General features: G+C 45.7%; 27 protein-coding genes and 1 pseudogene. 15 read left to right on the top strand and 13 right to left on the bottom strand.

Annotated features, from left to right (window positions below; translation table 11 throughout):
• Window positions 1–224: 224 nt before the first annotated feature.
• The 9 genes and pseudogenes from moaC to Q0380_RS03275 all read left to right on the top strand — a co-directional run bounded on the left by moaC (window position 225) and on the right by Q0380_RS03275 (window position 8805).
• The gene (gene moaC, locus Q0380_RS03315) at window positions 225–695 is read left to right on the top strand and encodes a cyclic pyranopterin monophosphate synthase MoaC (RefSeq protein WP_298960134.1); all 471 of its coding nucleotides are present in this window, start codon (window positions 225–227) and stop codon (window positions 693–695) included.
• Window positions 673–933: a DUF493 domain-containing protein gene (locus tag Q0380_RS03310; RefSeq protein WP_298960131.1), complete on the top strand. Its 261-nt coding sequence runs from the start codon at window positions 673–675 to the stop codon at window positions 931–933. The genes moaC and Q0380_RS03310 overlap by 23 nt, the downstream gene beginning before the upstream one ends.
• An 11-nt stretch (window positions 934–944) precedes the next feature.
• Entirely contained in the window at window positions 945–2204 is a 1260-nt protein-coding gene (locus Q0380_RS03305) for a hypothetical protein (protein WP_298960128.1), read from the top strand.
• 1112 nt (window positions 2205–3316) lie between these two features.
• Window positions 3317–4126, top strand: coding sequence for a M48 family metallopeptidase (locus Q0380_RS03300; protein ID WP_177386661.1), 810 nt, complete (start codon window positions 3317–3319; stop codon window positions 4124–4126).
• Between the two features lie 321 nt (window positions 4127–4447).
• Window positions 4448–5761, top strand: a complete 1314-nt coding sequence (locus Q0380_RS03295; protein ID WP_297943960.1) for a hemolysin family protein — start codon at window positions 4448–4450, stop codon at window positions 5759–5761.
• Between the two features lie 650 nt (window positions 5762–6411).
• Window positions 6412–7723, top strand: a pseudogene (locus tag Q0380_RS03290) (sodium-dependent transporter).
• A gap of 124 nt (window positions 7724–7847) precedes the next feature.
• Complete coding sequence (locus tag Q0380_RS03285; RefSeq protein ID WP_295152683.1) at window positions 7848–8111, top strand: type II toxin-antitoxin system RelB/DinJ family antitoxin; 264 nt, start codon at window positions 7848–7850, stop codon at window positions 8109–8111.
• Window positions 8108–8371 carry a Txe/YoeB family addiction module toxin gene (locus Q0380_RS03280; RefSeq protein WP_291938836.1) on the top strand — a complete coding sequence of 88 codons (264 nt, stop codon included), beginning with the start codon at window positions 8108–8110 and terminating at the stop codon, window positions 8369–8371. The genes Q0380_RS03285 and Q0380_RS03280 overlap by 4 nt, the downstream gene beginning before the upstream one ends.
• A gap of 116 nt (window positions 8372–8487) precedes the next feature.
• Window positions 8488–8805, top strand: coding sequence for a hypothetical protein (locus tag Q0380_RS03275; RefSeq protein WP_298960125.1), 318 nt, complete (start codon window positions 8488–8490; stop codon window positions 8803–8805).
• Between the two features lie 389 nt (window positions 8806–9194).
• On the opposite strand, the gene Q0380_RS03270 is transcribed toward Q0380_RS03275, so the two are convergent.
• From Q0380_RS03270 to Q0380_RS03260, 3 genes are read right to left on the bottom strand one after another with little or no spacing between them, the layout of a single operon-like run.
• On the bottom strand, window positions 9195–11711 hold the full coding sequence (locus tag Q0380_RS03270) for a molybdopterin guanine dinucleotide-containing S/N-oxide reductase (RefSeq protein WP_298960123.1): 2517 nt from the start codon (window positions 11709–11711) through the stop codon (window positions 9195–9197).
• Window positions 11708–12316 carry a cytochrome C gene (locus tag Q0380_RS03265; protein WP_298960120.1) on the bottom strand — a complete coding sequence of 203 codons (609 nt, stop codon included), beginning with the start codon at window positions 12314–12316 and terminating at the stop codon, window positions 11708–11710. Before Q0380_RS03265 ends, Q0380_RS03270 begins: the two co-directional genes overlap by 4 nt.
• A gap of 20 nt (window positions 12317–12336) precedes the next feature.
• On the bottom strand, window positions 12337–12936 hold the full coding sequence (locus Q0380_RS03260; protein ID WP_298960117.1) for a disulfide bond formation protein B: 600 nt from the start codon (window positions 12934–12936) through the stop codon (window positions 12337–12339).
• A gap of 212 nt (window positions 12937–13148) precedes the next feature.
• On the opposite strand from Q0380_RS03260, the gene Q0380_RS03255 reads away from it, so the two are divergent.
• Together Q0380_RS03255 and Q0380_RS03250 are read left to right on the top strand one after the other, a co-directional pair.
• Complete coding sequence (locus Q0380_RS03255; RefSeq protein ID WP_298027588.1) at window positions 13149–13280, top strand: hypothetical protein; 132 nt, start codon at window positions 13149–13151, stop codon at window positions 13278–13280.
• A gap of 32 nt (window positions 13281–13312) precedes the next feature.
• Window positions 13313–13747: an Imm12 family immunity protein gene (locus Q0380_RS03250; RefSeq protein ID WP_298960114.1), complete on the top strand. Its 435-nt coding sequence runs from the start codon at window positions 13313–13315 to the stop codon at window positions 13745–13747.
• Window positions 13748–14135: 388 nt separating this feature from the next.
• Here the strand turns inward: Q0380_RS03250 and hutX are convergent, their stop codons facing one another.
• The 3 genes from hutX to Q0380_RS03235 form a co-directional block, all read right to left on the bottom strand.
• Window positions 14136–14648: a heme utilization cystosolic carrier protein HutX gene (gene hutX / locus Q0380_RS03245; RefSeq protein ID WP_295150559.1), complete on the bottom strand. Its 513-nt coding sequence runs from the start codon at window positions 14646–14648 to the stop codon at window positions 14136–14138.
• 217 nt (window positions 14649–14865) lie between these two features.
• Complete coding sequence (locus Q0380_RS03240) at window positions 14866–15309, bottom strand: DUF805 domain-containing protein (protein ID WP_298960111.1); 444 nt, start codon at window positions 15307–15309, stop codon at window positions 14866–14868.
• A gap of 60 nt (window positions 15310–15369) precedes the next feature.
• Window positions 15370–16866 (bottom strand): NINE protein, encoded by a 1497-nt coding sequence (locus Q0380_RS03235; RefSeq protein WP_298960108.1) that lies wholly within the window; start codon window positions 16864–16866, stop codon window positions 15370–15372.
• An 89-nt stretch (window positions 16867–16955) separates the two neighbouring features.
• On the opposite strand from Q0380_RS03235, the gene tpx reads away from it, so the two are divergent.
• Entirely contained in the window at window positions 16956–17480 is a 525-nt protein-coding gene (gene tpx, locus Q0380_RS03230) for a thiol peroxidase (protein ID WP_298960105.1), read from the top strand.
• Window positions 17481–17754: 274 nt separating this feature from the next.
• Here the strand turns inward: tpx and Q0380_RS03225 are convergent, their stop codons facing one another.
• The 4 genes from Q0380_RS03225 to Q0380_RS03210 all read right to left on the bottom strand — a co-directional run bounded on the left by Q0380_RS03225 (window position 17755) and on the right by Q0380_RS03210 (window position 21372).
• Window positions 17755–17946, bottom strand: a complete 192-nt coding sequence (locus Q0380_RS03225; RefSeq protein WP_298960102.1) for a hypothetical protein — start codon at window positions 17944–17946, stop codon at window positions 17755–17757.
• A 30-nt stretch (window positions 17947–17976) separates the two neighbouring features.
• The gene (locus tag Q0380_RS03220) at window positions 17977–18186 is read right to left on the bottom strand and encodes a hypothetical protein (protein WP_298960099.1); all 210 of its coding nucleotides are present in this window, start codon (window positions 18184–18186) and stop codon (window positions 17977–17979) included.
• A gap of 158 nt (window positions 18187–18344) precedes the next feature.
• Window positions 18345–20792 carry a molybdopterin-dependent oxidoreductase gene (locus tag Q0380_RS03215; protein WP_298960096.1) on the bottom strand — a complete coding sequence of 816 codons (2448 nt, stop codon included), beginning with the start codon at window positions 20790–20792 and terminating at the stop codon, window positions 18345–18347.
• A 13-nt stretch (window positions 20793–20805) separates the two neighbouring features.
• Window positions 20806–21372, bottom strand: coding sequence for a hypothetical protein (locus Q0380_RS03210; protein WP_298960094.1), 567 nt, complete (start codon window positions 21370–21372; stop codon window positions 20806–20808).
• 127 nt (window positions 21373–21499) lie between these two features.
• Here Q0380_RS03210 and Q0380_RS03205 point away from each other — a divergent pair, with 127 nt between their 5' ends.
• Window positions 21500–22081, top strand: coding sequence for a Crp/Fnr family transcriptional regulator (locus Q0380_RS03205; RefSeq protein WP_298960091.1), 582 nt, complete (start codon window positions 21500–21502; stop codon window positions 22079–22081).
• 140 nt (window positions 22082–22221) lie between these two features.
• On the opposite strand, the gene Q0380_RS03200 is transcribed toward Q0380_RS03205, so the two are convergent.
• Together Q0380_RS03200 and Q0380_RS03195 are read right to left on the bottom strand one after the other, a co-directional pair.
• Window positions 22222–22629 carry a DUF805 domain-containing protein gene (locus Q0380_RS03200; RefSeq protein ID WP_298960088.1) on the bottom strand — a complete coding sequence of 136 codons (408 nt, stop codon included), beginning with the start codon at window positions 22627–22629 and terminating at the stop codon, window positions 22222–22224.
• Between the two features lie 299 nt (window positions 22630–22928).
• Window positions 22929–23957, bottom strand: coding sequence for a hypothetical protein (locus tag Q0380_RS03195; protein ID WP_298960085.1), 1029 nt, complete (start codon window positions 23955–23957; stop codon window positions 22929–22931).
• A gap of 97 nt (window positions 23958–24054) precedes the next feature.
• Between Q0380_RS03195 and Q0380_RS03190 the strand changes: the two genes are divergently transcribed.
• Together Q0380_RS03190 and Q0380_RS03185 are read left to right on the top strand one after the other, a co-directional pair.
• The gene (locus Q0380_RS03190) at window positions 24055–24858 is read left to right on the top strand and encodes a transporter substrate-binding domain-containing protein (RefSeq protein ID WP_298960083.1); all 804 of its coding nucleotides are present in this window, start codon (window positions 24055–24057) and stop codon (window positions 24856–24858) included.
• Between the two features lie 229 nt (window positions 24859–25087).
• Entirely contained in the window at window positions 25088–25900 is an 813-nt protein-coding gene (locus Q0380_RS03185) for a transporter substrate-binding domain-containing protein (protein ID WP_297987633.1), read from the top strand.
• 402 nt (window positions 25901–26302) lie between these two features.
• On the opposite strand, the gene Q0380_RS03180 is transcribed toward Q0380_RS03185, so the two are convergent.
• On the bottom strand, window positions 26303–26890 hold the full coding sequence (locus Q0380_RS03180) for an HAD-IB family hydrolase (RefSeq protein ID WP_298960080.1): 588 nt from the start codon (window positions 26888–26890) through the stop codon (window positions 26303–26305).
• Between the last annotated feature and the right edge of the window lie 52 nt (window positions 26891–26942).

Here is a 26942-nt window from a genome sequence, read left to right as displayed (position 1 = left end):
ATATCGTCGAATTTCATCAAAATTTTAAAAAATGCTATAAATTAAGCACGAAAGAGTTTGCCTAAAAAGGATATATTTTATTTCTATTTACTATTTAGGTAGTATAATCGTTCACGTCCGACAAGATAAAACCTCCTTTTTGTATGAAGCCCGAGTTTAAAAGCTCGGGCTTTTTTTATGCCCGAAATTCTGCTATAATCCCGCCAAAAACTGCAAGGAATTTTATGCTTACACATATCGACGAAAACAATATGCCCCGCATGGTAGATGTCGGCGCCAAGGACGAGAGCGAGCGCGTAGCCACCGCTAGCGGTATCATACGAATGAGTGCGGAGGCGTTTGCCGCCGTCAAGCAAAACACGGCCAAAAAAGGCCCTGTGCTTCAAACTGCCGTCGTTGCCGCGATAATGGGCGCTAAAAAGACGAGTGAGCTAATACCCATGACTCATCCGCTTACGATTACTTCGATTAAAACCGATATTGAGGAGCTTGCGAGCGAGTGTGCGTTCAAGCTTTTCGTGACGGTAAAGATCACGGGCAAAACGGGCGTCGAGATGGAGGCGCTAACGGGCGTGAGCGTGGGGCTACTGACGATTTACGATATGCTAAAAGCGATCGATAAATCGATGCAGATCACTGATGTCGTGCTACAGCGCAAAGAGGGAGGCAAGAGTGGCGTGTATATTAGGATCTGAAAAGCCAAAAATCGACTATCCACTCTTTTGGGAATACAAAGTAGTCCTAGACGCGACTACCCAAAAGCGTGAGCAGATCGATGAAATTTTAAAGGACGAAGATTACAAAATAGACTTTTCGCGCTTTTCAAACGGCGGCAAATATATGAGCTTCAACGTAAGCGTTTTCGTTAAAAGCGACTTGCATCGAAACGAAATTTTCGAGCGCCTAAAAGCCCACTTTAAATATGTATTGTGACAGGAGATGAAATGAAAGAAGCAATAATCAAAAAATTCGGCGCCGATCTCGCGCAAATTTCACAAGCCGAGCTAGCCTCATATGTGCAAGAGCTCGCCTTGCAAGAAGCCACGAAGGCTTTGTGTGAGCTTGACGACAAGAGTAAAAGCGCCAAAAGCATGCAATTAATCCTAGACTTCGCAGCCGAGTTAAAAGACGCGGGCGCGCTTAGCGATGAGACGGCAGAAGCCCTACTTAACGGCGTTAAAAAGGCGCTGTGCGACGAGGACGAGCAGGCTCTTTACAAGCTCATCTACGACTACGACGATCTGCGCAAAAAGATCGCTTGTAAGCAAAAGGCGATTAAAACCCTAGTTCTGCGCAGCTACGACGATCTAGATACCGCACTGCAAAACGTAAGCGAAACGGAGCTAAAAGAGCGCATAGGCTCGTCGCTACAGCGAGCGATTGCGAGCAAATTGCCGCTTGCGGACGTGCTGAAAGAAGCAAGCGAGCTAGCCTTCATAAGCGTACTCGAAAGCGGGACCGACATCGAGGATACCGCGCACGAGACGGCGAAAAACATCGCATTTTCGGCTATCGGCGACGGGGAATTTACGAAATTCCGCACGAAAGAAATTTCAAAAATCATCATAAATCGCGCGATTTTCGTCGCAAACGAGAGCAAAAATACAGCCTCTGCGCTGATTAGAGGCGCGATTTTAGGCTGCTACGACGGCATAAACAAAGCCGCCGAAAGATACCGCGACGAGCTAAGTTTCTCGCCAGCAAGCGACGCACAGAGCCTAGAGAACGAAAGACTTCAAATTTCGCAGATGAGCGAGCTATTTAGCGCGGTTTTAAGCGATGCGGTCGCAAGCTCGGAGGAGCCCGCTAAAAGCGAAATCGCCAAGATCGCCGATGAAGAATTCGGAGGCTATTTGGCTAAATTTAGAAAAATTTCAAGCGATCTTGCCGAGCAGCTAAGCGCCAAAATCGGCGAGATCGAGCTTGGCGAGCGCGCGAAAAAGGCGAGCGCCAAAGCGCGCGAAATCACTCAAGAGCTGAGCCAAAAAAGCGCCAAAATCATCGAAAACCTCGATCTGGACGAGAAACTGGACGCAATCAAAAAAGAGCTCAGCGAATTTGAAAAGAAGATGAGCCAAAAATTTGCCGAGCTAAAAAGCTCCGACGTCGCTAAAAACGTAAGCGAAAGGGCGCGCGAGATGAGCGCTAAGGCTTACGAGGCCGCAAAAGAAACGATCGCCAAGCTAAAGTCCAAAAAGGACTAAATGGGCGCTGCAGGCGCGAAATCCCTAGCGGTAAACACTCAGCGCTCACTGCTTTGCGCTGCAAAATTTACTAGCATGCCTTAAAGCTCGCGTGCCCTAAAAGAAAGGAGCTTTCGTTAGAGTTTGCGAGGCCTGCGCAGAATTCTTTATGCGCTTTAACGGCGCTGTAAAATTCCATGCTGATAAGAATTTTACGAATTTTGCATAGCTAAATTTAGATGCGCGCTGCAAAATTCCGTGCCGCCAAAAACCCTACGGCGATGCGAGACCCCGGTCCAACCAAATCTTGCCGCAGCGATAAAATTCTAAGTGTAAAATTTTATAGCTGACGCGGCACATATAAAATTCCAAAAACGGCGCAGATTTTTAAGCTTAAAATTTCATCGTACAAATTTGCGTAGCCGAATTTTAAAATTCTAAACGCATAAAATTTAAAATTCCGCCCCAAAGTGATATAGCACGGTTTGCAGTTTGAAATTTTATCCCGACGCGCGCAAATGAAATCCCACGAGATAAATTCTACAAAAAGGCGTCTGTGGCGTTTGGCATTTCTGCGATCATTTCAATTCCCACAACGAAATTTTATTGCAACACAAGATGCAGTGGTGTAGTGCCTTTTGCCAAGTTAATAATTAGAATTTATGCGCCACAAAATACTAACGCGACTAATCTCAAATCATAGCGACATCCGAGCCCATTTTATCGCACGATTTGATCGCACAAATTTTAAACCGATCTTGCTGCGCCCGGGTCGAGCGCCTGGTGTAAATAAAATTCTACCGGATTTATCGTTGCGTAAATTTAAAACCGCGCCCCCGCTCTATTTGGGCGCAGAGGTACCTTATTTATACAACGTCGCACTTGGATTTGGATAAATCCACTACTTTCACGTAGCAATGCCTCGTTTACGCCACGATAAAATTCTGCGAAATCACCGCTAAATTTTATCGCTAAATTACAAAGCCCAATTCTATTTTAAAGGCGACGGCCGTCCTTAAATTTCACGACAAATTCCAAATAGATCCCGTCTGCAAAATCCGGCAATCCAAAATAAAATTCTAAAAATTTAATCAAATTTCGCTAAAATCGCCGCAAAATTCCAAGGAGAAAAGATGAAAAAATTAGCTCTTTTAATATCCTTTGCTGCGATGATGATTTTTACCGGCTGTGCGAGTACCACGCAAGGCGGCGCCGTAGGCATCGACCGCTCGCAATTCATCACCGTAAGTGAAGCCGAAATGGATCAAAGTGCCGCGCTTGCCTACAGGCAGATTACCGCCCAAGCAAACGCCAAGCACGTCCTAAATACTGATAAAAAGCTAACTGATCGCGTTAGAGGCATCTCGAAGCGCCTAATCGCTCAAGTCGGCGCATTTCGCAAAGACGCACTGAAATGGAACTGGCAGGTAAACGTCATCAACGACCCTACGATCAATGCTTGGTGTATGCCTGGCGGTCGCATCGTCGTATATACTGGCATCATAGAAAAACTAAAGCTTACCGATGCCGAGTTAGCTGCTATTTTGGGGCACGAGATGTCGCACGCACTGCGCGAACACAGCCGCGAGCGAGCCTCGACTGAACAGATGAAAGATGTCGGTATCGCCGTAGCAAGCTCTGCAGCGGGGCTTGGAGATCTGGGCTCGGCGGCTTTGAACATGGCGGCGCAGTACACATTCACGCTGCCGTTTTCGCGCACACATGAGACGGAGGCCGATCTGATGGGTGTCGAGCTGATGGCGCGCGCAGGATACGACCCGCGAGCGGCGATAAACGTCTGGGAGAAGATGAATAAGCTAAATGAGAGCCATCCGCTTAAATTTATGTCCACGCACCCTTCAAACGACGATCGCATCGCCGATCTAAAAGAGGTGATGCCGAAAGTCTTGCCGCTTTACGAGGCTGCCACAAGAAATAGATAGTCTTGCGATTTAAAATTTCGCAAGAGCTTGCGCGCTAAGGTTTTTTAATTAGCAGGTTTTATCGTCGCATTTAAATTTCTTAATGGGCTTGCGCGCGGCGCTAGGATTATCCGCCGCAGCGCTGTAGCTCTATTGCGATAAAATCTCGCTGAGACAAAGACCTGCCGCAGCGCGAAATTTTAAATTACCGCAGAATTCTGCGCACGGGCGCGAGGCATTTTCCACACCTTTTGGATTTTAAAGCGTTTTTAGATATAATCATAAATATTTATTTTTAAATTTCAAAGGATAAGAAATTTGGACACGGACAGTTCGGTTTTAATGTTAGTTTTAGCTTTTGTATTCATCTTTATGAATGCTTTTTTTGTTCTTTCGGAATTCTCAATCGTCAAAGTCAGAAAGTCTCGCCTCGAAGAGCTTATCAAGGATAAAATTCCAAACGCAAAGCTCGCTTTTAAAATTTCAAACTCCCTAGACACCTACCTCAGCGCCACTCAGCTAGGCATTACGATAAGCTCGCTCGCCCTTGGCTGGATCGGTGAGCCCGCGGTATCAAGACTGATCGAGCTGCCGCTAAGATCCATCGGCATAGGCGGCGGAGCGGCGGCACATACGATCGCCTTCGTCATATCTTTTACGCTCGTTACGCTATTTCACGTAGTGCTTGGCGAGCTAGTGCCAAAATCCATCGCTATTGCTAAAACCGAGAAGATCGTGCTTTTTATCTCCAGGCCGCTTCATATTTTTTGGATTATGTTTTTTCCGATCATAAAGGCATTTGACTTCATCGCTGCCGTCTCGCTTAAAATCATCGGCGTAAAGCCCGCTAAAGAGAGCGAGCTTGCGCTTTCGGACGAAGAGATCAAAATCATCGCGAGCGAGAGTCTAAAGGGCGGTGTGCTCGATAGCCTAGAGACCGAGATCATCAAAAATGCCGTCGATTTTAGCGACACGGTCGCCAAAGAGATAATGACGCCGAGGCGCGATCTCATATGCCTAAATAAGCAAAAAAGCTACGATGAAAACTACGCAACCGTACTGCAGTCGAAATTTACGCGCTTTCCATATATCGACGGCAGCAAAGACAACGTCCTAGGCCTCATCCATATCCGCGACATCATCCAGCAAAAGGGAGATAAAAGCTTCGATAAAATCGTGCGCAAACTCATCATCGTGCCTGAAAACAGCCCGATCTCTAAAATTTTACCGATGATGAATAAGCAGCGCATTTTCGCCGCGCTCGTCATCGACGAATACGGCGGTACTGCGGGATTTTTGACGATGGAAGACATCATAGAAGAAATTTTTGGCGACATCAACGACGAGCACGACGCGAATGCACAAAATTTCAAACGTATCGACGAGAACACCTTTGAGTTTAGAGGCCGCTTCGAGATCGAAGGCGTCGAGGAAGTGATGGGAATTGACTTCGACGAAGAGACCGAGCAGCTAACGATCGGTGGCTACGTCTTTAATCTCTTCGGCAGCCTACCTGAAATCGGCGATAAAATAAGCGATGAAAACTGCGATTACGAAGTGCTGCGAATGGATGGCACGAGGGTATCGCTCGTAAAAGCGATCAAAAAAGTAGTCGCGCAACCGCAAGAAAACGAAGAAGCGGAGAAAAATAACTAAGTCAAAGTGTAGGCTAATAACATTCCGCCCTGCGATGCTGCGCGCCGGAAATTTCAAACATGCTGCCGCTTGCGACGCTCTCAATTCCCATGTAGGGTAAAAATTTATTCACCGCTCCCACATAGATGCCCTAATAGCGGGCACAGGAATGCCACTAGCCTTGTAGAGCGCCATAAAAGTGCTATTTATAAGTCCTCTTCATATTACAAACGAAAGGCGAAATTCTACCGCGAAAATTCTGCCAGAACAATGCTAGATAGAATTTCTCGATGAGTCTATTTTTAAATTTTGCGAGATCGTAAATTTTAAAATTTTAAAATTTCGCGGAATTTTAAAATTTCAATTGATCTAAATTTCTCGGCTAACTTAAATATCAAGCCCTGCTACAAGCCTGGGCTAAGCGGATTTTAAAGCCAAAGTCTAAGCGTAAAATTCTAAAATTATTAAAGATAAAATTTTGCTGCGTAGTATCGCAGAATTAACTCTATCAATTTTGATCATAAAATTTCACCAATCTTACTTTAAAACTTCGCGATTTTAAATTCTAAAAATTCCTAAGTAATCAAATCGGCACGCCTTAAAATTCCGCATAAATAAATCTTAAATTCCTTTTTGCTACCATAACTAAAATTTTTCGCACGGATGGCTTTATGACAAAACACAAATTCTCATCGCGCTGGGCTTTTATCATCGCTTGCGTGGGCTCCGCCGTAGGTATGGCAAATGTCTGGGGCTTCCCTTATAAACTCGGCACGAACGGCGATGGCGCATTTTTGCTAATCTAAGTTTTTTTATAGCGCTGTTTTCATACGTAGGCCTAAGCGCCGATACGCGATCGGTCGCCGTGCCAAAACAGGCACGCTAGGCTCATACGAATACGCGTGGAAAAGCCGCAGACTTGGCGCTATCGGTAAGGTTATCGGTTGGTTGCCACTTGCCGGTTCGATGTGTATCGCAGTGGGCTATGCCGTCATCATCGCCTACGTTCTAAAAGCGCTAGTCCAAGCCATAGACGGCTCGCTAATGAGTGAAAATACCGATACGTGGTTCAACTCTTTTGCCCTGACGCCCTACTCCGTGGTACCTTATCACTGCATAATTGTTGCAGGCACGTTGCTGACGCTGTTTTTCGGCGCCAAAAGCATCGAAAAAACGAATAAAATTATGATGCCGCTATTTTTCGTGCTATTTGCGATTTTGGCGGTTAGGGTTGCGACACTGCAAGGCGCTGCGGGCGGATATGCGTTTCTTTTCGGCGCCGATTTTACTAAGCTAGCAGATCCGATGGTTTGGATTTCTGCGATGGGACAGGCGTTTTTCTCGCTATCGATTACGGGCTCAGGCATGATCGTCTATGGCGCGTATCTATCCAAGGACGAAGACGTCGTATCTGCGGCGAAAAATACCGCGCTATTTGACACGCTAGCCGCGATGGTAGCTGCGCTAGTGATGATCCCTGCAGTATTCGCTTACGGAATGGATCCTGCGGCGGGGCCTAAGCTACTTTTCGTAACTCTGCCTAAAATTTTACAAGATATGGCAGGCGGTAGAATTTTTGCGGTGATTTTATTTACCGCCGTGATTTTTGGTGGAATTTCATCGCTTCAAAATATGTTCGAAGTAGTCGCCGAATCGCTAATGCATAAGTTTCCAAGGCTAAGCCGCGCCTTCACGCTTGCGCTATTGTGCGCGATCTGCCTTGGTGCAGGCCTTGGTATGGAAGCGATAAGCTCATGGGGTCCGTGGATGGATTTCGTATCGATTTATATCATTCCGATCGGAGCAGTAATCGGCGCAATATCGTGGTTTTGGGTGATTAAGCGGAATGAAATTTTAGATGAGATCAATCTGGGCGCAGATAGGGCTCGCGGCAAGCTCTGGTATGATATCGGGCGCTTTGTCTATGTCCCACTGGCGCTACTTTTATGCATAATCGCGCTTAGTATGCATATTTCGTTTTGAATTAAAATTTTGTTAGATTTAGAATTAATAGTGTTTTCTCGTAATGGAATTTTAGCAAAGCACATTTATAAATCATTGCATTATCCATATAAATAATGTATAATGCAATCAAAAAGGAGACAATATGACGCGATCTATAAACGTAAATTTTAGAATGGATGCCGAGCTTAAAAAAGGGTTGGAGGAAGTATGCTCTGAAATGGGGCTAAATTTAACTACTGCTTTTACAATATTTGCTAAAAAAGTATTGCAAGAACGCAAAATTCCTTTCGAGCTGACAGCAGATCCCTTTTACAGCCACGAAAATTTATCTCATCTTAAGCGCTCTTTTGACGAATTAAAGGAAAATAGCGGGATTGAGCACGATTTGTTAGAAGCGGATCAATGAAAAAAATCTGGTCGCAAGAAGCTTGGAAGGATTATCTGTATTGGCAGGAAAATGATAAAAATATCCTAAAGCGCATAAATAAGTTAATCCTAGATATAGAGCGTAACGGCTACGATTGTATAGGCAAACCCGAAGCGCTAAAGGGCAATTTATCGGGGCTTTATAGTGTTAGAATAGATGGAAAAAATCGGCTCGTATTTAGAATATCTAATGGCGCCATAGAAATAGCTCAGTGTAAAACTCACTATGGAGATAAGTAAAATACGCACAAAAGCATCAATATCAAAGCGGTAGTATTTGTCCCAAAATAAAAACTTTCACACCAAAAAAAAGGCGTGGAATTTTAAAATTTTATCTTATTTTATGGCTTAAAATTTTGAAATTCAGTCTGGATTTAAGACAGCAAATTTCGAAATTTTGCCTTTGGCTGCTAAAAAGAAATTTCGTCATCAAATTTAACAACAGAAATTGCTTTTTAATAAATGCCGTATCTGCAAAAGAATATCATGAGCTGCTGCAATATTTCAAGGCGCTAAACGTAAAAATAGAAGATCGGACCGACTTTATACCGCAGGCTCAAAACAGCGGTTATTTCACCGATAAAAATGAAATTTACAGCGACAATTTTAGCGATACGCAAATTCCGAAGAAAAATTTTAAATGGAAGCTTAGGCGATTTTTTAGTTTGGATTGAAATTTTAGTCCAAACGGCAAGTTCTTAAATTTAGCGAGAATTTCACGAGCAAATAGAGAGTAGGGCGGCGAGGCAAATATTACTTGCTGTTATCTCCAGCCTGCCACAGCTCAAAGTTACGATAAGTTAAAATCAACTCAGTCATCACTGCAAGCGCAAGGCTATAAAATTTAAATCAGCCCCGCGACCTATCGTTGCAGTCGCGAAACTACGGCAAGCTAAATTGGTCCCAATACACAGCCGGACTATATAAAGCTGCGGCAAGTCGAAATTGATATACCTCGCCGTAGCAAAACCACGGCGAGTTTGGCTAAAGCCTGTAGAGGATCGGCGTATCTAATCCAAGCCAGCAATGAGCCAGTCTTAAAACCTAAACCGCCCCCCAATCTTTACTTCGCCCCTTTAGGCGGCATAAATGCGGTTAGTTTGATATCCTCGCCCGCCTTGTGTTTATAAAGCTCGATATCTACCAGCGCCGTGTGGGAGATATTACCGTTGGCAAGCTCGCTCGTAGGCAGGTCGATCGTAAGCACGTTTGGATTTCCGTTTTTGCAAAGACCCTCGGCGTTAGGATCGTACCACGCGCCTTCAAAGATCTGCACCACGCCGCGCATTATGTCGCCGCTTACGTTGGCTCCCGCCAAAATTTCGCCGCGAGCGTTAAATACGCGCACCAGATCGCCCTGCTTGATGCCGAGCTCCTTAGCGTCTTCGGTATTGATCAGCACAGGCTCGCGATCCGCGACGGCGTATCTCTTGCGATTTGAGGTATTGCTCTGCTGCGAATGCAAGCGATCAAGCGGATGCAGGCTAAGCAGGTGAAATTTCGCAGGCTTATCCTTCATGCCCAGCCACTCGACGGGCTCGAACCACATCGGATGCGCGCCGCAGTCTTTGTAGTTCATCGCAGCAATCGTATCGGAGTAAATTTCGATCAGCCCGCTAGGCGTTCCCAAAGCCTCCAAAACGGGATCGTTTCTAAAATCCTCAAACGTCACGTAGGCGGCATTTTCAGGCGTCTCATAAAATTCCGTCGGCTCGTTTTTCTCCCACCACTGCTCAAAGCTCGGCATCTGAATGCCTAAAGCGGTGTTTGCGTTCACGGCGCTCGCCGCCCCTTCGTAAAATTCTTTGATCCAGTCCATCTCCGTTTTGCCGCCGTCCGTATAAGCCTCGGCAAGCCCGTCTGCGTAAGCCTTGCAAAGGTCAGTAAAAATTTGATAATCGTCCTTCGCGCCGTGCTGCTTGGCGACGACCTGCTTCATAGGAATGATGTGCATATTGGAGTAGTCCCCGCTCATCGTAATGTCGTTGCGCTCGTACTGCGTAGTGGTCGGGAACACGATGTCCGCTATCTTCGCAGTCGGCGTCCAGTAAATTTCATTCACTACGATGGTGCGCGGCTTGCGCCAAGCTTTTATGTTGGCGTTGGTGTCTTGATGGTGCACGATCGGATTTCCGCCGACCCAGTAGATAAAATCGATCTTCGGATAGGTGATCTTTGCGCCATTCGCGTCGATCGTCTTTCCCGGATTTAGTAGCACGTCCGCGATACGAGCTAGAGGGAAAGCAACCTTCGCCGTATTTACCAGCCATGCTTGGGCTGCTTCGCCGCCTTGCTTCTGATCCTGCGCAAGCCCTAGGAATTTGCCGTCCTTAACGACGCCGACGCTTGCCGCGTTCATTCCGCCGATCACGCCGCCCGCGCAGGTAGGCGCGCCGCCGTTAGCGTAGTGGTAGCTAAAGCCAAAGCCGCCTCCGGCAAGTCCGATCTGCCCCAGCATCGCGCACAAAGTTACGATCATCCAGTGCGCCTGCTCGCCGTGATGAGCGCGCTGGATACCCCAGCCAGCCATTATCATCGTGCGGTTTTCGTAAAATTTTATCGCGAGCTCTTTGATCACGTCCGCGCTAATGCCGCAAATTTCACTAGCCCACTCCGGCGTCTTAGCCACGCCGTCGCTCTGCCCCGTGAGGTATGGGACGAATTTTTCAAAGCCCACGGTGTAGTTTTGTAAAAATTCCTTATCGTACTTGCCCTGCGAGTAGAGGTGCTGCGCCATGCCCAGCATCATCGCCACGTCGGTGTTCGGGCGAGGAGCGATCCATTTTGCCTTGCCCTCGAAATACTTGCCGCTTACGGTTTTGATCGGATCGATGATGATGATCTCTTTGTCGCTGTCTTTTAGCTGTTCGAAATACTTAAATCCCTGCTCGTCCGAGCTCGTCCACGCCACGCGAAGCGTAGAGATCGGATTGAGCCCCCAAAAGACCACTACTTTGGAGTTTTCAAGCACCACCGGCCACGAGGTTTGCTGCTCATAGACCTGGTTTGAACCCGTTACGTGCGGCATTATTACCTGCGCCGCGCCCGTAGAGTAATCGCCCGTGACGCCCGTAAAGCCGCCGGTTAAATTCATAAATCTATGAAGTAGCGTCCTTGAGACATGCACGTTGCCCGTGCTCTGCCAGCCGTAGCTGCCCGCAAACACCGAGCTCGCGCCCTTTTGCTCGCGCGTCTTTTTTAGCTCGCGCGCGACGAGCTTGATCGCGTCTTCATATTTTACCTCGACCCATTCGTCAAGCCCGCGAAGCTCGGGCTTAGGATTATCGGGATCGGCGAGGTAAGATTTTCGCACCATCGGCGCTTTAATACGCGTGTTATAAACGAGATCCGCCATCGTATTTTGAAGAGTATTTGGAATTTTAGAGGTGATCTTCCACGGCGCGGATTTTACGATCTTGCCGTTTTTGACGCTCGCTTTTAAAATTCCCCACCGCGCCGCGGTTAAAATTTCGCCGTTTTTCTTAAGCGCGGTGAGTTTATCCGCCGCAAGCATCGAGCTTGGGATGAGCGGAAGCGCCGAGGCCGCCGCACCGAGCTTTAAAAAATTTCGTCTTTTCATTTCGTCTCCTTTAAATTGACATCTTTAGAGTGCTTTTGCAGATACTGCACCACCGCCCAGCTCTCGTCCTCGCTAATAGGCGTACGCGAAAGCATCGATTTTATGTAGCCGGGCCATTTGTTTGCCTCGTAGCTTGCGGACTGATGCAAGGCATGGCAGACGCTACACGAGGTTTCGAATTTTTCCTTAGCGCCCGCGAAAATTTTATCCACGTCGCCGCTTAGCGCGCTCTCGTCGGTGTAGGCGGTTATTTTAACCTTATTAAAGCCGTCCTCTTCGCCCAAACTCTCGCTTTGAAATTTGGCCTGCTTCGAAAACGCCACCGCGATTATGCGCGCTTTAGGCGTGAAATAAATAACGTTGGGCGCCTTTGGATTTTGATAGCCCGTGATCGAAAATTTCACCGCTCCGTCCTTGACCTCCAGTACCTCTATGGCGTTTGTGGGCAGCAGCCTGCCGTCCTTGTGCGACAAATCGCCGCTTACGCTTACCTGCTTTAGCACCGTGCCGTAAAGCGTCTCGCCCGCCTTAACCTCGGCGCCAGCGTAGCTTGTGATCGCAGCCGCAATAGCCGCCGCAGCCGCAATAGAATTTAAAAACTTCATGCTTATCCTTTCTTAAAATTTTAAAAACTTCTCGTAAATCTGCCGTATAAAAAGCTCGCAAACATCACGGCCAAAACAGCCGCGAATGCCGCAAACGCTACCTGCGCGCACTGCGCCGCATCTGCAAATTTTATGCTCGGCACCAAATAAAATCCCTCGCCGTAAAATCCGCCGAAAAAGCTCTGCACATCGCTAAGCGCGGCGCCTGCGGGAAAGGACGGAGTGCCCGTGCAGCTTGCGGGGCGAAATAGCTCCGGCAGCAAGCCATCAAGCGGCGCCGCAAAGGGAAAGGCGGGTGCCGCGAGGCAATTTGCCGTATCTGCGGCGGGGTGCGGCGCGGAGCTTTGCATAAACCCGTATATCGCGCCCGCAAAGCCAAGCACGTAGGCAACGAGCCTTGCTATGAAGCTAAACGGCATCAGTAGGCCGATGAGCGCGCCCACGCCCGCTACGGCAAAGCCCAGACGCACGAGGGCGCTCGTCTGCGTAGGCGACATAAAAAGGTAGCGCTGAAAGAAAAAATACGATACCGCAAGATAGCCTGCGCTTATCACAAAGAGCCAAAACCATGGCGTAGCGGTATTTTGCCACGCGTAAATCTTCAAAATCAATCTATTCAAGATCTCCTCCGTCTTATAAAATTCTTAAGAATACTTTTTAATCTTAAAATTTAAATTTATGAGAGAATTATAGCAGTAAAAGATAAAAATTCATGTCTGCATTGCCTAAATATCGGAGTTTTATACACTTTAAGCTTAACGTATAAAATTTCAATTTTAAAATTTGTCGCTCCTTGCGTAACGGCGAAACGTTTTTGAAATATGAAATTAAAATGGTAGATTTTATAAAATTTATCTTTATTCGGCTCTGTTTTGAGGAAAAATATGCCGATTTTAAAACCCTCGAAACCCCGATACTCGATAAATATTATGAAGATGATATAATGAGCCAAAATTTTGAATAATATCACTTTATAATTTAAGGACGAGGTGCCGTGTGAAATTTAACATAAATGCCGTTATCGGCGGGGCGGATGATGTGCCGATCTATATGCCGGATATTATAAGAGCGGTAAGGCAAGAGATTAAAAGGGTTTTTAGCAACTTTGAAATGGAGTCTCTACAAAAGATCGATATTTGCCTTTGTTTGAGCGTAGAAGTATCGAGATATTTTCCGAAATCGGGAATTTACCAGCCGAAATATTATCTTAAAAGCAAAAAAATTATTGCGTATATTCATTTTAGCTCAGACGAGTGGAGCTCCGATAAAAAGGCAAACGTAGATAAATTTTTAGAGAAGCTCAAGCGGTATCTTATGGAGCTTGGAGATATTACCGGGCGGAAAATTGCTAATAATAATTTGGAATTTGACGATACGCAATACAAAGACAATATAAATAAAATTTTTGAAAATTTAGTAGTAAATTGTTGAAATAAAATTTAAAAGAATATCTATCTGAAGCGGCAAAATTCCGCTTCAGATAAAGTAGGCGTGAGCCGGGCTCGTGAAATTCCAAACACCTTAAAGTGCAAATAGCGATGAGGCGAGTTTGGAATTTCATCATCAACTATAATTTAAAATTTTGCCCGAAAGCTTATTGGCTAGCTTAAAGCGCCTTGGTTGGCGCCCCGTAGAATTTCAAAGCTCAAGCAGGCGATGCGCGAGCAGGGCAAAATTAATCTTGTGCGAGCGCATAGAGGCGCGCGAGTGTTATTTCGCGGTAAAATTTTACGGATTTGATCTCGCGTATAAAGGGCGATATCAAGCTTAAATGCCCGCGCAAGGACAAATTTTACGCAAGACGGGCCTTGCGCGAGCGCTAAATCGCGGCTTTTAACGCCTCAAATTTCGCGTCTTGCTCGGCTAGCAGCTGTCCTTTCTCGTCGCGCGAGACGTAAATTTTAAAGATATTCTCGCCCGCTTTGTCGTAAAAGCCCACGAATTTCGAGAGCATCCCCATGAAAGTCTGCGTCACGAGGATGATCTTATCGATCTCATCCGTCTTTAGATGACCTGCTAAAATGCCCAGCCCATGTGCCTCATCGCCGTTTGCGCCCATGCCGAAATTATAATATCCGCGCGCGCTCTTGCCGCTTGGGATCTTGGTTTTAAACTCGATGATGAAGCTCGGCGTATTTTTTACGAAAAGCACCTCGCCCCAGCTCTCAAGCTCCCTAATGACCTCGCAGAATTTATCGCCGCCGGCGCTCTTGCCGAAGCGCTCGGGCAGGTTTAGCAACACGTCGATCTCCTTCGCGCCCAGCTCCTTGCAGATCTGCGCGATCGAAATTTTAGGATTTTGCGCGAACAGCGCCTCGATTCTCTCTTTCATTTTCATCCTTTCTAAAATAAAATTTTAAGAGCCATTATAATATAAAAATTCTAAGTTATAGATAACGGCAATCAATTAAAGAGGATTTGAAAAGCTTATTTGAAGAAAAATTTAGCGCTGCAAAGTGCTTATGCGTAGAATTTTAAGTGATAATACAAAGAATTTTATCTGCACGGAATTTTATAATTCTAAAATTCCGCAAATCTTTAGAGCTGTATCATAGCGGATCGTATCCGAAGCGATTGGACCCGCTATCGCCGCGCTGCACGAAAAATACAAGCAGCACTATCCAACCCACAAATGATACCAAAAGCCCGATATCGCCGAAAAAAGCGCCCACAATCGGCGTTAAAATAAGCAGAAAAAACCAGCCGCTTCTATCGGTGTCATGTAGTCGCCTGACCGATACGGCAATGGCTGGCACGAGCATAGCTAGCTGAAAAAGCGCATCTATAATGCCGATTTCTTGATGGACGATTTTGCCGGCTATTATTTGATTGTACCCTATCGTAGTGCCTAAAATGCCATCTATCAAGCTCAAAACAATCCCACCAAGCACGGTAAATAGAAAAAACCACCAGTACTCCGACCTTGATGCTCGTCCGCTAAATGCGGCGTATTTTTGCTTTACGCAAGTTTGCACAGACTCCATAAAAGTCATTTAAAACTCCTTTTTTAAAATAATATAGGATTATACTAATCGCCCCTTAAATTTAAATACCTAAAACTCCCGCCCGTTCATCTGCCTTACGTGATACGCCAGATGCACTAGGCCGTAGCCGCCTTTTGAAGCGGTAACCTCCCTAGTGCCATAAACCGCCGAAACATTTAGAATTACCGAAGCTAACCACCCTATGGCAAATACTAAGGCGAAAAGCTGTGAGTCAAGCGCTATCAAGACTAGAGTTACTATCTCCGTAGCTGCAATAACATAAAACGCTCTTAGATAGTTTTTCTCTCCGCTGCAATCGTAAAGCTCTTTACTAACTAGCAGCTGATAGATCAGATATACCGCTGTGCATACGCAATAAATGCTTATCATAAAAACCGATGGTTTAAACAATTCAAATCCTACAAATATAGTACTTACTGCGCTTATAGCCGAGGAAACCCCGACTAACACGGCGTTTGATAGCAGATCGGTGCTGCGTATAGCGCGCGCTAAAAAATATAGCCCCACAGCTAGGCATATCATAGATATAAGTCCGACGCCCTCCAACGCACCCACTTTATCTACATTCTTGATATATCTGCCTACCGCATTTAACGCCTCAAGCCCAAACGCTATGTAAAGGGTAGTTTTGGCAGTAGATATATTTTCGCTCTGCTCTTTAGCGTCATCCGTATAAACATACAGGATTGCTCCCGCGCCTACGGATACATTTAGCTTTCGCACCATATCAGGCAACCTAAAAAAGTCGCTAACAAGCCAAATTAAAAACAAAACATTAGGCACCGAGAAAATAACCATAAAATGAAAAAAGCCCTGTTCTATATCTTTTAGGTCTGATGCTTGCACGCCTAAATCCGGACGAGATGAGCTTATAAGCGCCAACAGCTCGTTACTTTCTATACTCGTCCACATGACGGTAACTACTATTAAAAAGAGCCAGATGAGAAATGGTAAGCCGCCTAAAAGCTGAAAAATCGCGGAAATTATACGCCCAAGATAAAATCTATGCGCGCCGAAAGGTCCGAGAAACATATAAAATACGTAGGCCTTATTTAGATCGTAAGCCTTAGCCGCTGAGATCTGCCTTGCTGAGCTTTGTGTAGAGCTAATTCTATCGGAATTTGAGGAAGCTGAATTTTGCCAAGTGGAATTCTGCTCTGCAAAATTCTGCGAGTTCGCAGCATTTTCGGTAGAATTCAAACTTTTAGCGTTAGAATCTTGCTCGCTAGAGCCTGTAGCGGCAGAATCTCGCAAAATAGAATTTTCTTCATCCAAGCCTTGAGCTGCAAAAGCTAAATTTTGCTCCGCAGAATTCTGTGGCGTAAAATTTTGCCTTATGGAAGTGGAATTTTGCTCTATAGAATTCTGAGCCGCGAAATTTTGCTCTATAGTATCATCCGCCGCAAGTTCTTCTTGCGCTAAATCTAAATTCTCAGATTGCTCCTGTGGTTTCTCATCCAGGGGCTTTTTTTCTTCGCCGCTTTTACGTCTTATACTGGCTAGCGATGCAGGATTACTGCTGCTGCCCCAAATATCTTCGCCCATCTGCTCTCCTTGATTTTTAAAGCAATTTTACCTGAAATTTAAGGAATTTTTGTATATTCGCCGCTACAAATTCAAAACAAAGGACAAAAATGTCAAAAGTAACATTTCAAGGAAAGCCCGTAGAGTTAAGCGGGCAAGAGATAAATCTAGGCGATCGCGCGCCACAAGTGCGCTTAGTAGCTCAAGATCTAAGCGAAATCGAGATCGCTAGCGGCAAGCACGTACAAATCATAGTCGCTGTGCCGTCGCTAGATACGCCCGTCTGCGCGACGGAGGCACGTAAGTTCAACGAGCGCGCCACATCGCTTCCTAACACAGAAGTAATCGTCGTTTCAATGGATTTACCGTTTGCGATGGGGAGGTTTTGCACGACTGAGGGGATCAAAAATCTACGCGTTGCAAGCGATTTCCGCGATAAGGAATTTTGCCGCCGCTACGGCACCCTCATCGCCAGCGGCGCATTAGCGGGTCTTAGCGCCAGAGCGATCTTCGTCATAGATACCGCAGGCGTCGTGGTTTATAAAGAGCTCGTAAGCGACATAGCCTCTGAACCCGACTACGACGCAGCGCTAGATTTTGCAGAGCTCGTCGCTCGCAACAGCTGCTCTAACTGAGCAAGATAATAGATCCAAGGTTTGGATAATTTTCGCCTCGCTTTAGTTCACTACTTTAAGCAAATTCGCCCTACTGCAAGTAAAAAACGAAGTAGGGCACTTAAAATTCTACTTCAATTTTACATTTTGATTTTACGCTTTAATTTGCGCTCCAGCGTACGCAAAGCTGTTAGCGCACAGCAATAACAAGCGAACGAGCATGAAATATAGGATCGCCTGCTGCTAAATTTTAAATTTAGCAGCAGCGAGAGTTGAAATTTTAAAATTTGCTCGCTTAGCCACTCCGCGCGATAAATCCGCTAAAAGAGATCTCCTGCGCGTAAAATTTTACCCCGAGCGAGACGAGTTTGTCTTGCAGCGGCAGCGCCAACTCCTCTATGCCGCTAAATACGCAAAGCGGCAGTTTTTGTGCCCTCTCTTTGGTCGCCGCAAAGCTCCCATCTTCAAAAAATTTCTTTAAAAACACGAGCGTTTTTACCGGGTCTGCGCCTAAATCCTAGATGAAAACGCTGAAATATTTATATCCCGGCTCCTCGCGCGCTTCATCCGCCTGCGCATAGTCGTCCGCCAGTTCGCGGTAAAATTCGTTGTTTAAGTCTGCAAGCGGCGCGATCGCATCAAGCGAGCAGAGTTTTTTAATCCGCGCAAAATTTACATTCAAATTTTGAAAGATTGCTAAAGAAAGCAAATTTACGTTCAAATTCAACAAACTGCAAATTTGAGCACAAAAAGACAAGCGGAAGTATCGCGAGATGATTTTGAGAGTTGTGCAGAAATTTTAAGTCAAGGCTAGACAAGTAGTCTGCCGCAGACTTAAAATTTCAAATCTCTCTCAAAAGCACTCGCGAGACGACGCGTTAAATTCTACAAAGATTGTAAGATTTTAGGTTTTGAAAACGCTGTTATAGGTTTAATCTCTCCCTTAAATTTCTCGATTTGGGCAAGCACGGTGTGAGCCGAGTTGCTTTGCGCGAGACTTGACGTGCCTTTATCAAACGTAAGCACATTTACACAGCCGTGCTGGCAGAGGCTCTTTTCGCCCCAAACCTCGGGATCGTACCACGCACCTTCGCAGATAGCTGCGACGCGCTCGGGCACGATGTCGGTAACGAGCACGCCCGCTAAAATTTCTCCGCGATCGTTGAAAACGCGCACGATGTCGCCGTTCGCAAGCCCGCGAGCTTCGGCGTCTTTTGGATTGATAAGCACCGGCTCTCTGCCGCTAACCTCGGCGAAATTTCTGATGATCGAGTTGTTTAGCTGGCTGTGCAGGCGGTAGCGAGAGTGCGGGCTTACGATATGAATCGGGTATTTCGCCGTCTTTTTCGCATCCCCTAGCCACTCTTTAGGTTCAATCCAAGTAGGCATCGGCGGGCAGTCGGCATAGCCCATCTTAGCGATTACGGGCGAGTAAAGCTCGATCTTGCCGGATGGCGTACCGAGACGATTTTTGGCGGGATTTTCGCGGAATGCCGCGAGGCGCGTGTATAGCGCGCTGCTCTCGTCGTCCTTTTCAAAGCGCACGAAGCCCTTGTCGTAAAATTCCTCAAAGCTAGGCATCGTTATATTTAGATCTTTAGCTTGCTCTACGGCATCGGCGTAGAATTCCTTCATCCATCCTAGCTCATCCTTGCCCTCGCTAAAGACCTCGCCGTATCCCCAGCGCTTGCAGATCTGCTCGCAGATCCAAAAGTCGCTCTTGCTCTCGCCCATCGGCTCGATTGCGGGCCTGTAAGCGACTATATATTCGCCCGTAGCGCCGGTTTGGTTGATGTCGTTTCTCTCGACCTCGACGGCGACGGGAAGCACGATATCACTAAGCTTCGCCGTGCTCGTCCAGTAAGGCTCAGCGGTGATAACGGTGTCGAGCTTACGCCACTGCCTCACAATATTATTCACATCTTGGTGGCGCGTAAACATCGATCCGCACGCCATATATGCGACTCTCATATGCGGCAGCTTGATTTTAGTGCCGTCGTAATCGATCTGCTTGCCCGGATGCTCCAGCGCCTCGATGCTGCGAGAGGACGGGATGGTAATGTTTTTCGCACTTTTCCAAGGCGCAGAGCCCGTGTTTTCGTATTTTTCATCTATACGAGTGCTAAGCCCCTTTAAAATCGGAGCTACCTTATTCGTAGCGCCCGCAGAGTCGTAGCCTAGGCTAAATTCAAAGCCGAGCCCCTCCTTGCCGATATGCCCTAGCATCGCATTAAGCGCCACGAGCGCCCAGAAAGGCTGCTCGCCGTGATCGGCGCGCTGCAAACCGCGACCGATTAAAATCGTGCTCGGCTCCTTTGCAAGCGCCGTAGCAAATTTCGCAATAGCCTCCTCGCTAAGCCCGCAAATTTTGCTCGCCCAAGCTGCGTCCTTTACGATTTTATCGCTCTCGCCTAGAAAATACGCTTTAAATTTATTAAATCCGACGGTGTATTTTTTGATAAATTCCTCGTCGTAGAGGTTATTCGTAAACAGATAATGGCACATACCGATGATGAGCGCAGTGTCGGTGTTTGGGCGCACGATGATATCTTCGCTGCCAAAGTAGCGCGCGGTGTCGTTTCTCATCACGTTTACGCTATAAGTTTTGATGCCCGATTTTTTAAGCTCTTGCATGCCGATGTAGCCGTCGTGCGTAGGCGGAATGGATGAAATTTGATTGGTTACCGCAGGATCGGTCGCCCAAAATACGACGTTTTTAGCGTTTTTGACGATCGCTTTCCACGTAGTAGGCGCGTCGTAAACGGCGCTTGAGCCCAACACGTGAGGCATGATGACGAGCCCCGCGCCGGTCGAATAATCGCCGCTTTCCTCTACGTAGCCGCCTAAAATTTTAAGCATTCGGTGCGCTACGGTGCGTCCCCAGCCGATCTTACCGCTACCGCCCCACCAGTAGCACTCGCCGTAGATCGCCTCGGCGCCGTATTTGTCGAAATTTTCTTTCAAAGCCTTCGCCGCTAGATCAAGCGCGACGTCCCAGCTAACGCGCACGAACTCCTCTTTGCCGCGTAGTTCGCTCTTTGCCGCGCCTTTAGCCTTTAGATAGCTTTTGCGCACCATCGGATAGAGCACGCGATTTTCGTTTTGGATATTATCGGGCAAGCTGTAATTCATCGTGTTTGGAAATTTATCGCCCTCAAAATCGCTTACCGAAACGATCTGCGACGAGTTTAAATTTAGCCAAAAGGGGCCGAATCTATTTGCGCCGAATACCTTTTTGTTATCAAAAATCGTCTGCGTAACTCCCTCGATCCTGCTAGCGCTTGCCGCGCTTGCGCCTAAAATCCCCACCTTTAAAAAGTCTCGCCTTTTCATCTGATCTCCTTTATCATTCAGGTTTTTTTGCGTTGTGTTGTAGATATTTTATGATCAAATTTAGCTCGTCGCCCTCGAGCGCTACGTAGTTTGCGTTGATCATCTCTTGCAGATTCGCAGGCCATTGATTTGCCGTGAAGCTATTCGGCTCGTGAAGCCTATGACACGCCGAGCAGATCTGCTCGTAGTTTGTCTTTGCCTCCGCATAAAGCGCCTTAGCGTCCTTAGCTACGGCATCCGAGCCAACCTCATAAATTCCCTCGACCTCGTACCAGATCTCGCCGTAATCATCCTCGAGCTTTTTACCCTTTTTAAAATTTGCTTCGGCTTCGTTCGTAAAAATCGCATAAATTTCAGCCTCCTTCATATTTTTTTGTATTTGAAGCTGATAGTTTTCGCTCACGACGCCTTTAATTTTAATCTTGGTAACGCCGCCATCGCTGGATATTACCTCGATCGGCGTTAAAATTTCAGCCTCGCCGATTGCTTTGCCGTCTTGCGAGATCGTAGCGGTTTTGGAGATCACCTCTCCGCCGAAAAGCGAACACGCACAGATAAATGAGATAAAAATTTTCCTCATAAAGTATCCTTTCTAGGTTGTCTTTAACGCGAATTATAAATCAAAGATAAATTTAAATTTGTCGCGATTGCGACGAATTTATCCTTTTTATGTAAAATTTACGTGAAATTTTATGCAAAGAGCTGCTATGATAGATAGATTAAATAACGATTACAGCGAGAAATTCGACTTTTTAAGCAGGGAGCAGATTGCCAAATTTAGGCGCGAAAGCTACGCTCACGGCGACGTGATCTACGCGCAAAAGTTTAAATTTATCATTTTGCTGCAGGGTAGGGCGAAGCTAAACTGCTACGAAAACGGCAAGGAATTTATCTTTAGCTTCGTAAGAAGCGGCGCCTACGTCTGCTTGGATAAAAACACGAGCCTTGAAATTTTAAGCGACTGCGAGACGCTGCAGATCAACATCTCGGAGCTTTTTGAGCTGCTTGGAAACGAGTTTGCAAGCTCGATCATAAACGCGCTTATCAAAAATATCTACTCGCAGCGGATTTTGATCAAAGAGATCGTCTTTGCGAAAATCCAGACGCGAATTTTAAATTTTCTAAATCGCATCGCAAACGCAGATAAGATCGTGGAGCTTCCCTTTAATATAATGACGCTTGCAAGCCTGCTTGGCGCGCCTCGCCAAAACGTCTCTCAGGCAATTACGAAGCTCGTAAACGACAAAAAGATCGTGAAATTAAAGGGCAATAGGATTAAAATTTTGTAGTTTGAATCTCGCGGCGAATCTAAATTTAAATATAAAAGGCTATTTTGAGCGAAACCGCCTAGTAAAAAGGGCTAAAACCAAAATGGAATTAGCCCTAAATTAGCTTATTTACAAAGCTTATGTGTGCTACAAAGCTACGTTTAAAAAATTGAGCCTCTGCTTGCGGGTCGCAACGGATCGTCTCCAAAGCGATTGCCTCCGTTAGTGCCTTGCTGGATAAAAAATACGATCAATACTACCGGACCTATTATCGGGATAAAAATTAACAGATAAAACCAGCCGCTTCTATCGGTATCATGCAGACGCCTTACTGCTACGGCGATAGAAGGTAAAAGTATTGCCAATAAAAAGATTGAGTTAATAAAACCGATCATTCTACCGGAACTCATAACGGCATAGGTGCCTAAAAAGCCATCCAATACTAACGTTACGATTCCTAAAAGTGCCGCAAATAATGCAAACCACCAGTACTCTGAACGTGGTGCACGCCCCTCAAAATTGCAATAATTCTCTTTGAGACAAGTGCGAACAGACTCTATAAAAGTCATCTCAAACTCCTTTTTAAAAAATAAGGTAAATTATATAACAATGGCACTTAAATTTGTCCTTTATATTGATTAAATTTTAAAATTTACCTTCGCCGCCGCGCTGTCTGGCAAATACATTAAAATTTATCTCGAATGAACTTAATAGCGAGCTGTTTGATAAGCGGAGGAGGGTAGGTTAGGCGGAACAAATTTTGCTTTTTCGCTCGCGCTAAATAACAAAGTAGGGCGACTGCGACTAGCACAATTATAATAGCGAATTTATCTGCTTTGCACCGCCATAGCTGCTCAAATTTTAAAATTTACTTCTCTTTGCAGCTTAAAATTTTAGAAATTTTTACAGCGTCGTAAGTTTTCGCCTGCGCTTTTAGAAACTCGCAAAGCTCTTTCTGCTCGCACAGACCGTGCGAGAGCAGAAATTTCGCCGTCATCTCGTCATCCAGCACCACAGCTACTTTGATAAGCGTTTCGATCTCCTTTTTATCGATGCTTGCAAAGCTTTGAAATTTTAAAATTTCGTCCAAATAGCATAATCTCCCGTCACGGAATTCTTTAAATTTGGCGCCCGCGGCAAACTCCCTCGCGGCAAGCGGCAGCGCCTCCTTATATCCGAGAATAGAAACGTTGTTATCGCTTAAAAATATTAATTCGCTGCCCGCAACCGAGCCGACTACGTCTTTCGTATCTCGCGCGCCGTTTGCAATCAAAAACTTGAATGCCTCGAAATTATCGTTTGCCACGGCATCTCGTAGCAGCCCGCTAGTCTTGGCGTTCGCGCCGTTTTGTACCAAAAGCTCTAAAAGCCGCATCGCATCAGCGCTATCAAAGCGATAAAGCTTCGCCATCTCGCCGCTAAATTTCGAGCCGAAAAAGATCGCGAGCTTTAGTGGCGAGAAAAAACCGCCGTCTCCGCCGTAATTGAGATTTGGTTTAAATTTAAGGATTTTTTCTATCCGCTCGAAGTCAAATTTTGAATTTCGCAGCACCTTCGGATTAAAAATGAAAGCGGTGAAAATTCTATCTTTAAACTCCCCGAAATCATCGTCGATCCTGCCCCTGTTTTGCGCCGCGAAGGCTAAAAGTGCGTCCAAGCCCGCATCTATCTGCGCATCGCTAGCATTTTCATCGTAAAAAATTTCAAAATTTGGCTGCGGCAAATTTGATGCCACCTGCTGCGTAGTAGAAGCCGCCGCATCCTCTTTAGCGGCGCCGAAAGCGTAGCCCGCAAGTAAAAGCCACAAAAAGATAAAATTTTTCATATCGCCCTCGCTTAAATTTTGCGCGATTATATCAAATCTAAGGCTAAATTTAACGGCGTCTTGAAATTTCATAAAAAGCAAACGGCAAATAAATTTAGCCTAAAAAAGCGCCTTTTGATTTTAATTTCGCTAGAATTAGCCATAAATAACCTAAACAAAGGAGCAGCAAATGAAACTACTTTTTACTTTGATCTTGCTTTGTGCGGGGCTTTTTGCAAACACGCTGCAAGAGATCAGAAATAGCGGCGTCATTAGAGTAGGCGTCAGGGACGGCAGACCGCCTTTTAGCGAGATTAGCGGTGGTAAATTTGAAGGTTTTGAGATCGAGCTTGCCAATGCGATCGCAAAGGCGATTTTCGGCGCTAAACAAGGTGAAGTGCAGTTTGTCTCTCTAAACGCCGCCGATCGCGTCTCGTATCTAGTCAATAATAAAGTCGATATAGTCGCAGCTACCTTCGTCATCGATTCGGCGCGTAAAAATCACGTGGACTTCTCGATGCCGTATTTTTCGACCAATCTCGGCGTGTTAACTCGTAAAGCGGACGCCATCAAAGATATATCGCGTTTGCGTGATATGAGGCTCATCACTGAAGAGGGCACGACCGTAGATAATTACCTCAAAAAAGAGAAATTTAGCAACGTAAGCTACTGCAAAAGCACAAGCGAATGCTACGCGATGATCCGAGACGGTAAGGCTGATGGATACATCAATTTAAATATCACGGTGCTAGCCTACGCCGTCGTGGACGATACGCTCGAAGTGCCGTTTCAAAACTTCGGTAAGCCCGATTTTATCGGTATCGGAGTGCAAAAAGGAAATAAGGAGCTGCTTGATTTCATCAACGCAGAGCTTGTCAAACTAAGCAAAGAGGGCTTTTTCAAAAAGGCTTATCAAGACACCTTCGAGCCTTTTTACCGCGGCACGGCGGATAAAAAATACTTCCTGCTAGATGGAATTTATGATTTGCTATAAAAGCGTAGAGCTAGAAATTAAAATATAAAATTTATCGAAGGCAGTTTGCATAACGAATAAATCTTGGGATTTAAAATTTTTCAAATTCATTAAATTTCAAATCCCCACTTCGCCTCTAAATTTCAAACCTACATACGCGCGGTGATTAAATTTTAAACCGCTTGCATTTATTTTCTCTAAAATATATAGTGCTATAATTATTTCAAAACTAAAAAGTAGGGGGCTTTTTATGAGATTACTTTTTATTTTAGCCTTATTTTGCGCTAGCATTTTTGCAAATACACTAGATGAAATCAGGCAGGCAGGGGTTATCAGAGTAGGCGTGCGCGAAGGTCGTCCGCCGCTAAGCGAGTCTAATAACGGCAAGTTTGAGGGCTTTGAAATCGAGCTTGCTAGCTCAATCGCCAAAGATATTTTCGGCGATAAAAAGGGCGAAGTGCAGTTCGTAGCCGTAACCGCAGGCGAGAGAATCCCGTTTTTGAAAAATAATAAGGTCGATATGGTTATCGGCACCTTTATGATTACGCAAGAGCGTAAGAAGCAGGTGGATTTCTCACTGCCGTATTTATCGGTAAATTTTGGCATTGTAACGCGTAAAGAGGATCAAGTGAAGGACTTCGCACAGGTTCGTGATATGAGAATTTCAATCGAAAAAAATCCCAACGGCTCAATGACCGAGCGCTATCTACGCAAAGAGAAATTTAGCAATTTAGTTTACTGCAAAAATACCTCCGAGTGCTACGCGATGATGAAGGACGGCAGAGCCGACGGCTACGCCAATGACAACATCATCGTCCTAGCCTATGCCGTCGTGGACGATACGCTTGAAGTGCCGTTTAAAAACCTAGGCGCGGCGGAATTCTTAGGCGTCGGCGTGCAAAAAGGCAATCAAAGCCTGCTTGATTTCATCAATGCCGATCTAATCAAGCTAAGCAAAGAAGGCTTTTTCAAAAAGGCTTATGAGGACACTTTCGAGCCATTTTACCGTGGCACTGCGGATAAAAAATACTTCCTGCTAGACGGAATTTATAATATGCTTTAGATCTTAGAATTCTAAGGCGCGGAATTTTGAAATTTTGAAATTCCGCTTCGCACGCGGCGAGTGGAATTCCGCGATCTGCAAATTTTAGAATTTTTGTAGCTGCAAAATTTCGTAAAATTCTAAAATTTAAAATTTTATCTTACGCTCGGTTTAAAAACATCTATTCCATTCGGAGCAAAATTCCACGCTACGATAGAATTTTAATCCCGTGCTGCAACAAAATTTCGTAATTCAGGGCTTTTGCGCTGCGATAAAATATAAAAATTTATCGTGCGGTGTAGAATTCCGCAGATAAGCGCGATAAATTTAAAAGGATAAAATTTCGCGTGAGGAGAAATATAGCTCTTGACAAAAGCACAGTCGTCGCAGATACTATCGCTTAAGCTTTGTGGTCGCAGAAATTTACTCAAACGCCTTGTAGTGCGCCTCGTCGGCGAATTCTAACATCTCGCGATCGCCCCTGCTGTCGCCGTAAGCGATGATGCGATCGAAAGCCTGCACGTCGTATGCCGCGCGCACGCGAGCGACCTTTTGCGCGCCGTAGCAGTTCTGCCCCTCGATCTCGCCCGTGATGATGCCGCCTTTGCGCCGTATTTTGGTGCCCAAAAGCTCCAAGCCCTGCGCATCGCACCACGGACGCAGCCAGTCTTCTAGCGAGGCGGTGACAATGACGATTTTATCGCCCGCGGCTTTGTAGCTTGCGATCTTGTCCATCGCGCTTTGTTTTAGGATATCTTCGATGTGAGTGGTAGAGTATTTTTTGCAAATTTTATCGAATTTATCGGCGCTCATGCCCGCAAAAAAGTAGCCCAAGAGCTTTCTGCGCGTAAAATTATTGCTCGCAAGACCTAGCTTATACGCCGCTAAAATGGGCGATAGCACCAAAATCCCGCGAAAAAATTTCTTAAATCCGACTACGTAGGCGACGAACTCGAGCAGCGAATCATCGCGCGTGATCGTGCCGTCAAAGTCGAATAAAACAAGATTCATTGCCTCTCCTAGCAAAATTTTAGCAGCGTAAATTTTAAAATTTGCCTATAAA

The organism is uncultured Campylobacter sp., from assembly GCF_937959485.1.
In the GTDB taxonomy this organism is placed as follows: Bacteria; Campylobacterota; Campylobacteria; order Campylobacterales; family Campylobacteraceae; genus Campylobacter_B.
The sequence above is the reverse complement of the archived record's forward strand: the minus strand, read 5'-3'. Positions and strand labels throughout refer to the sequence as shown.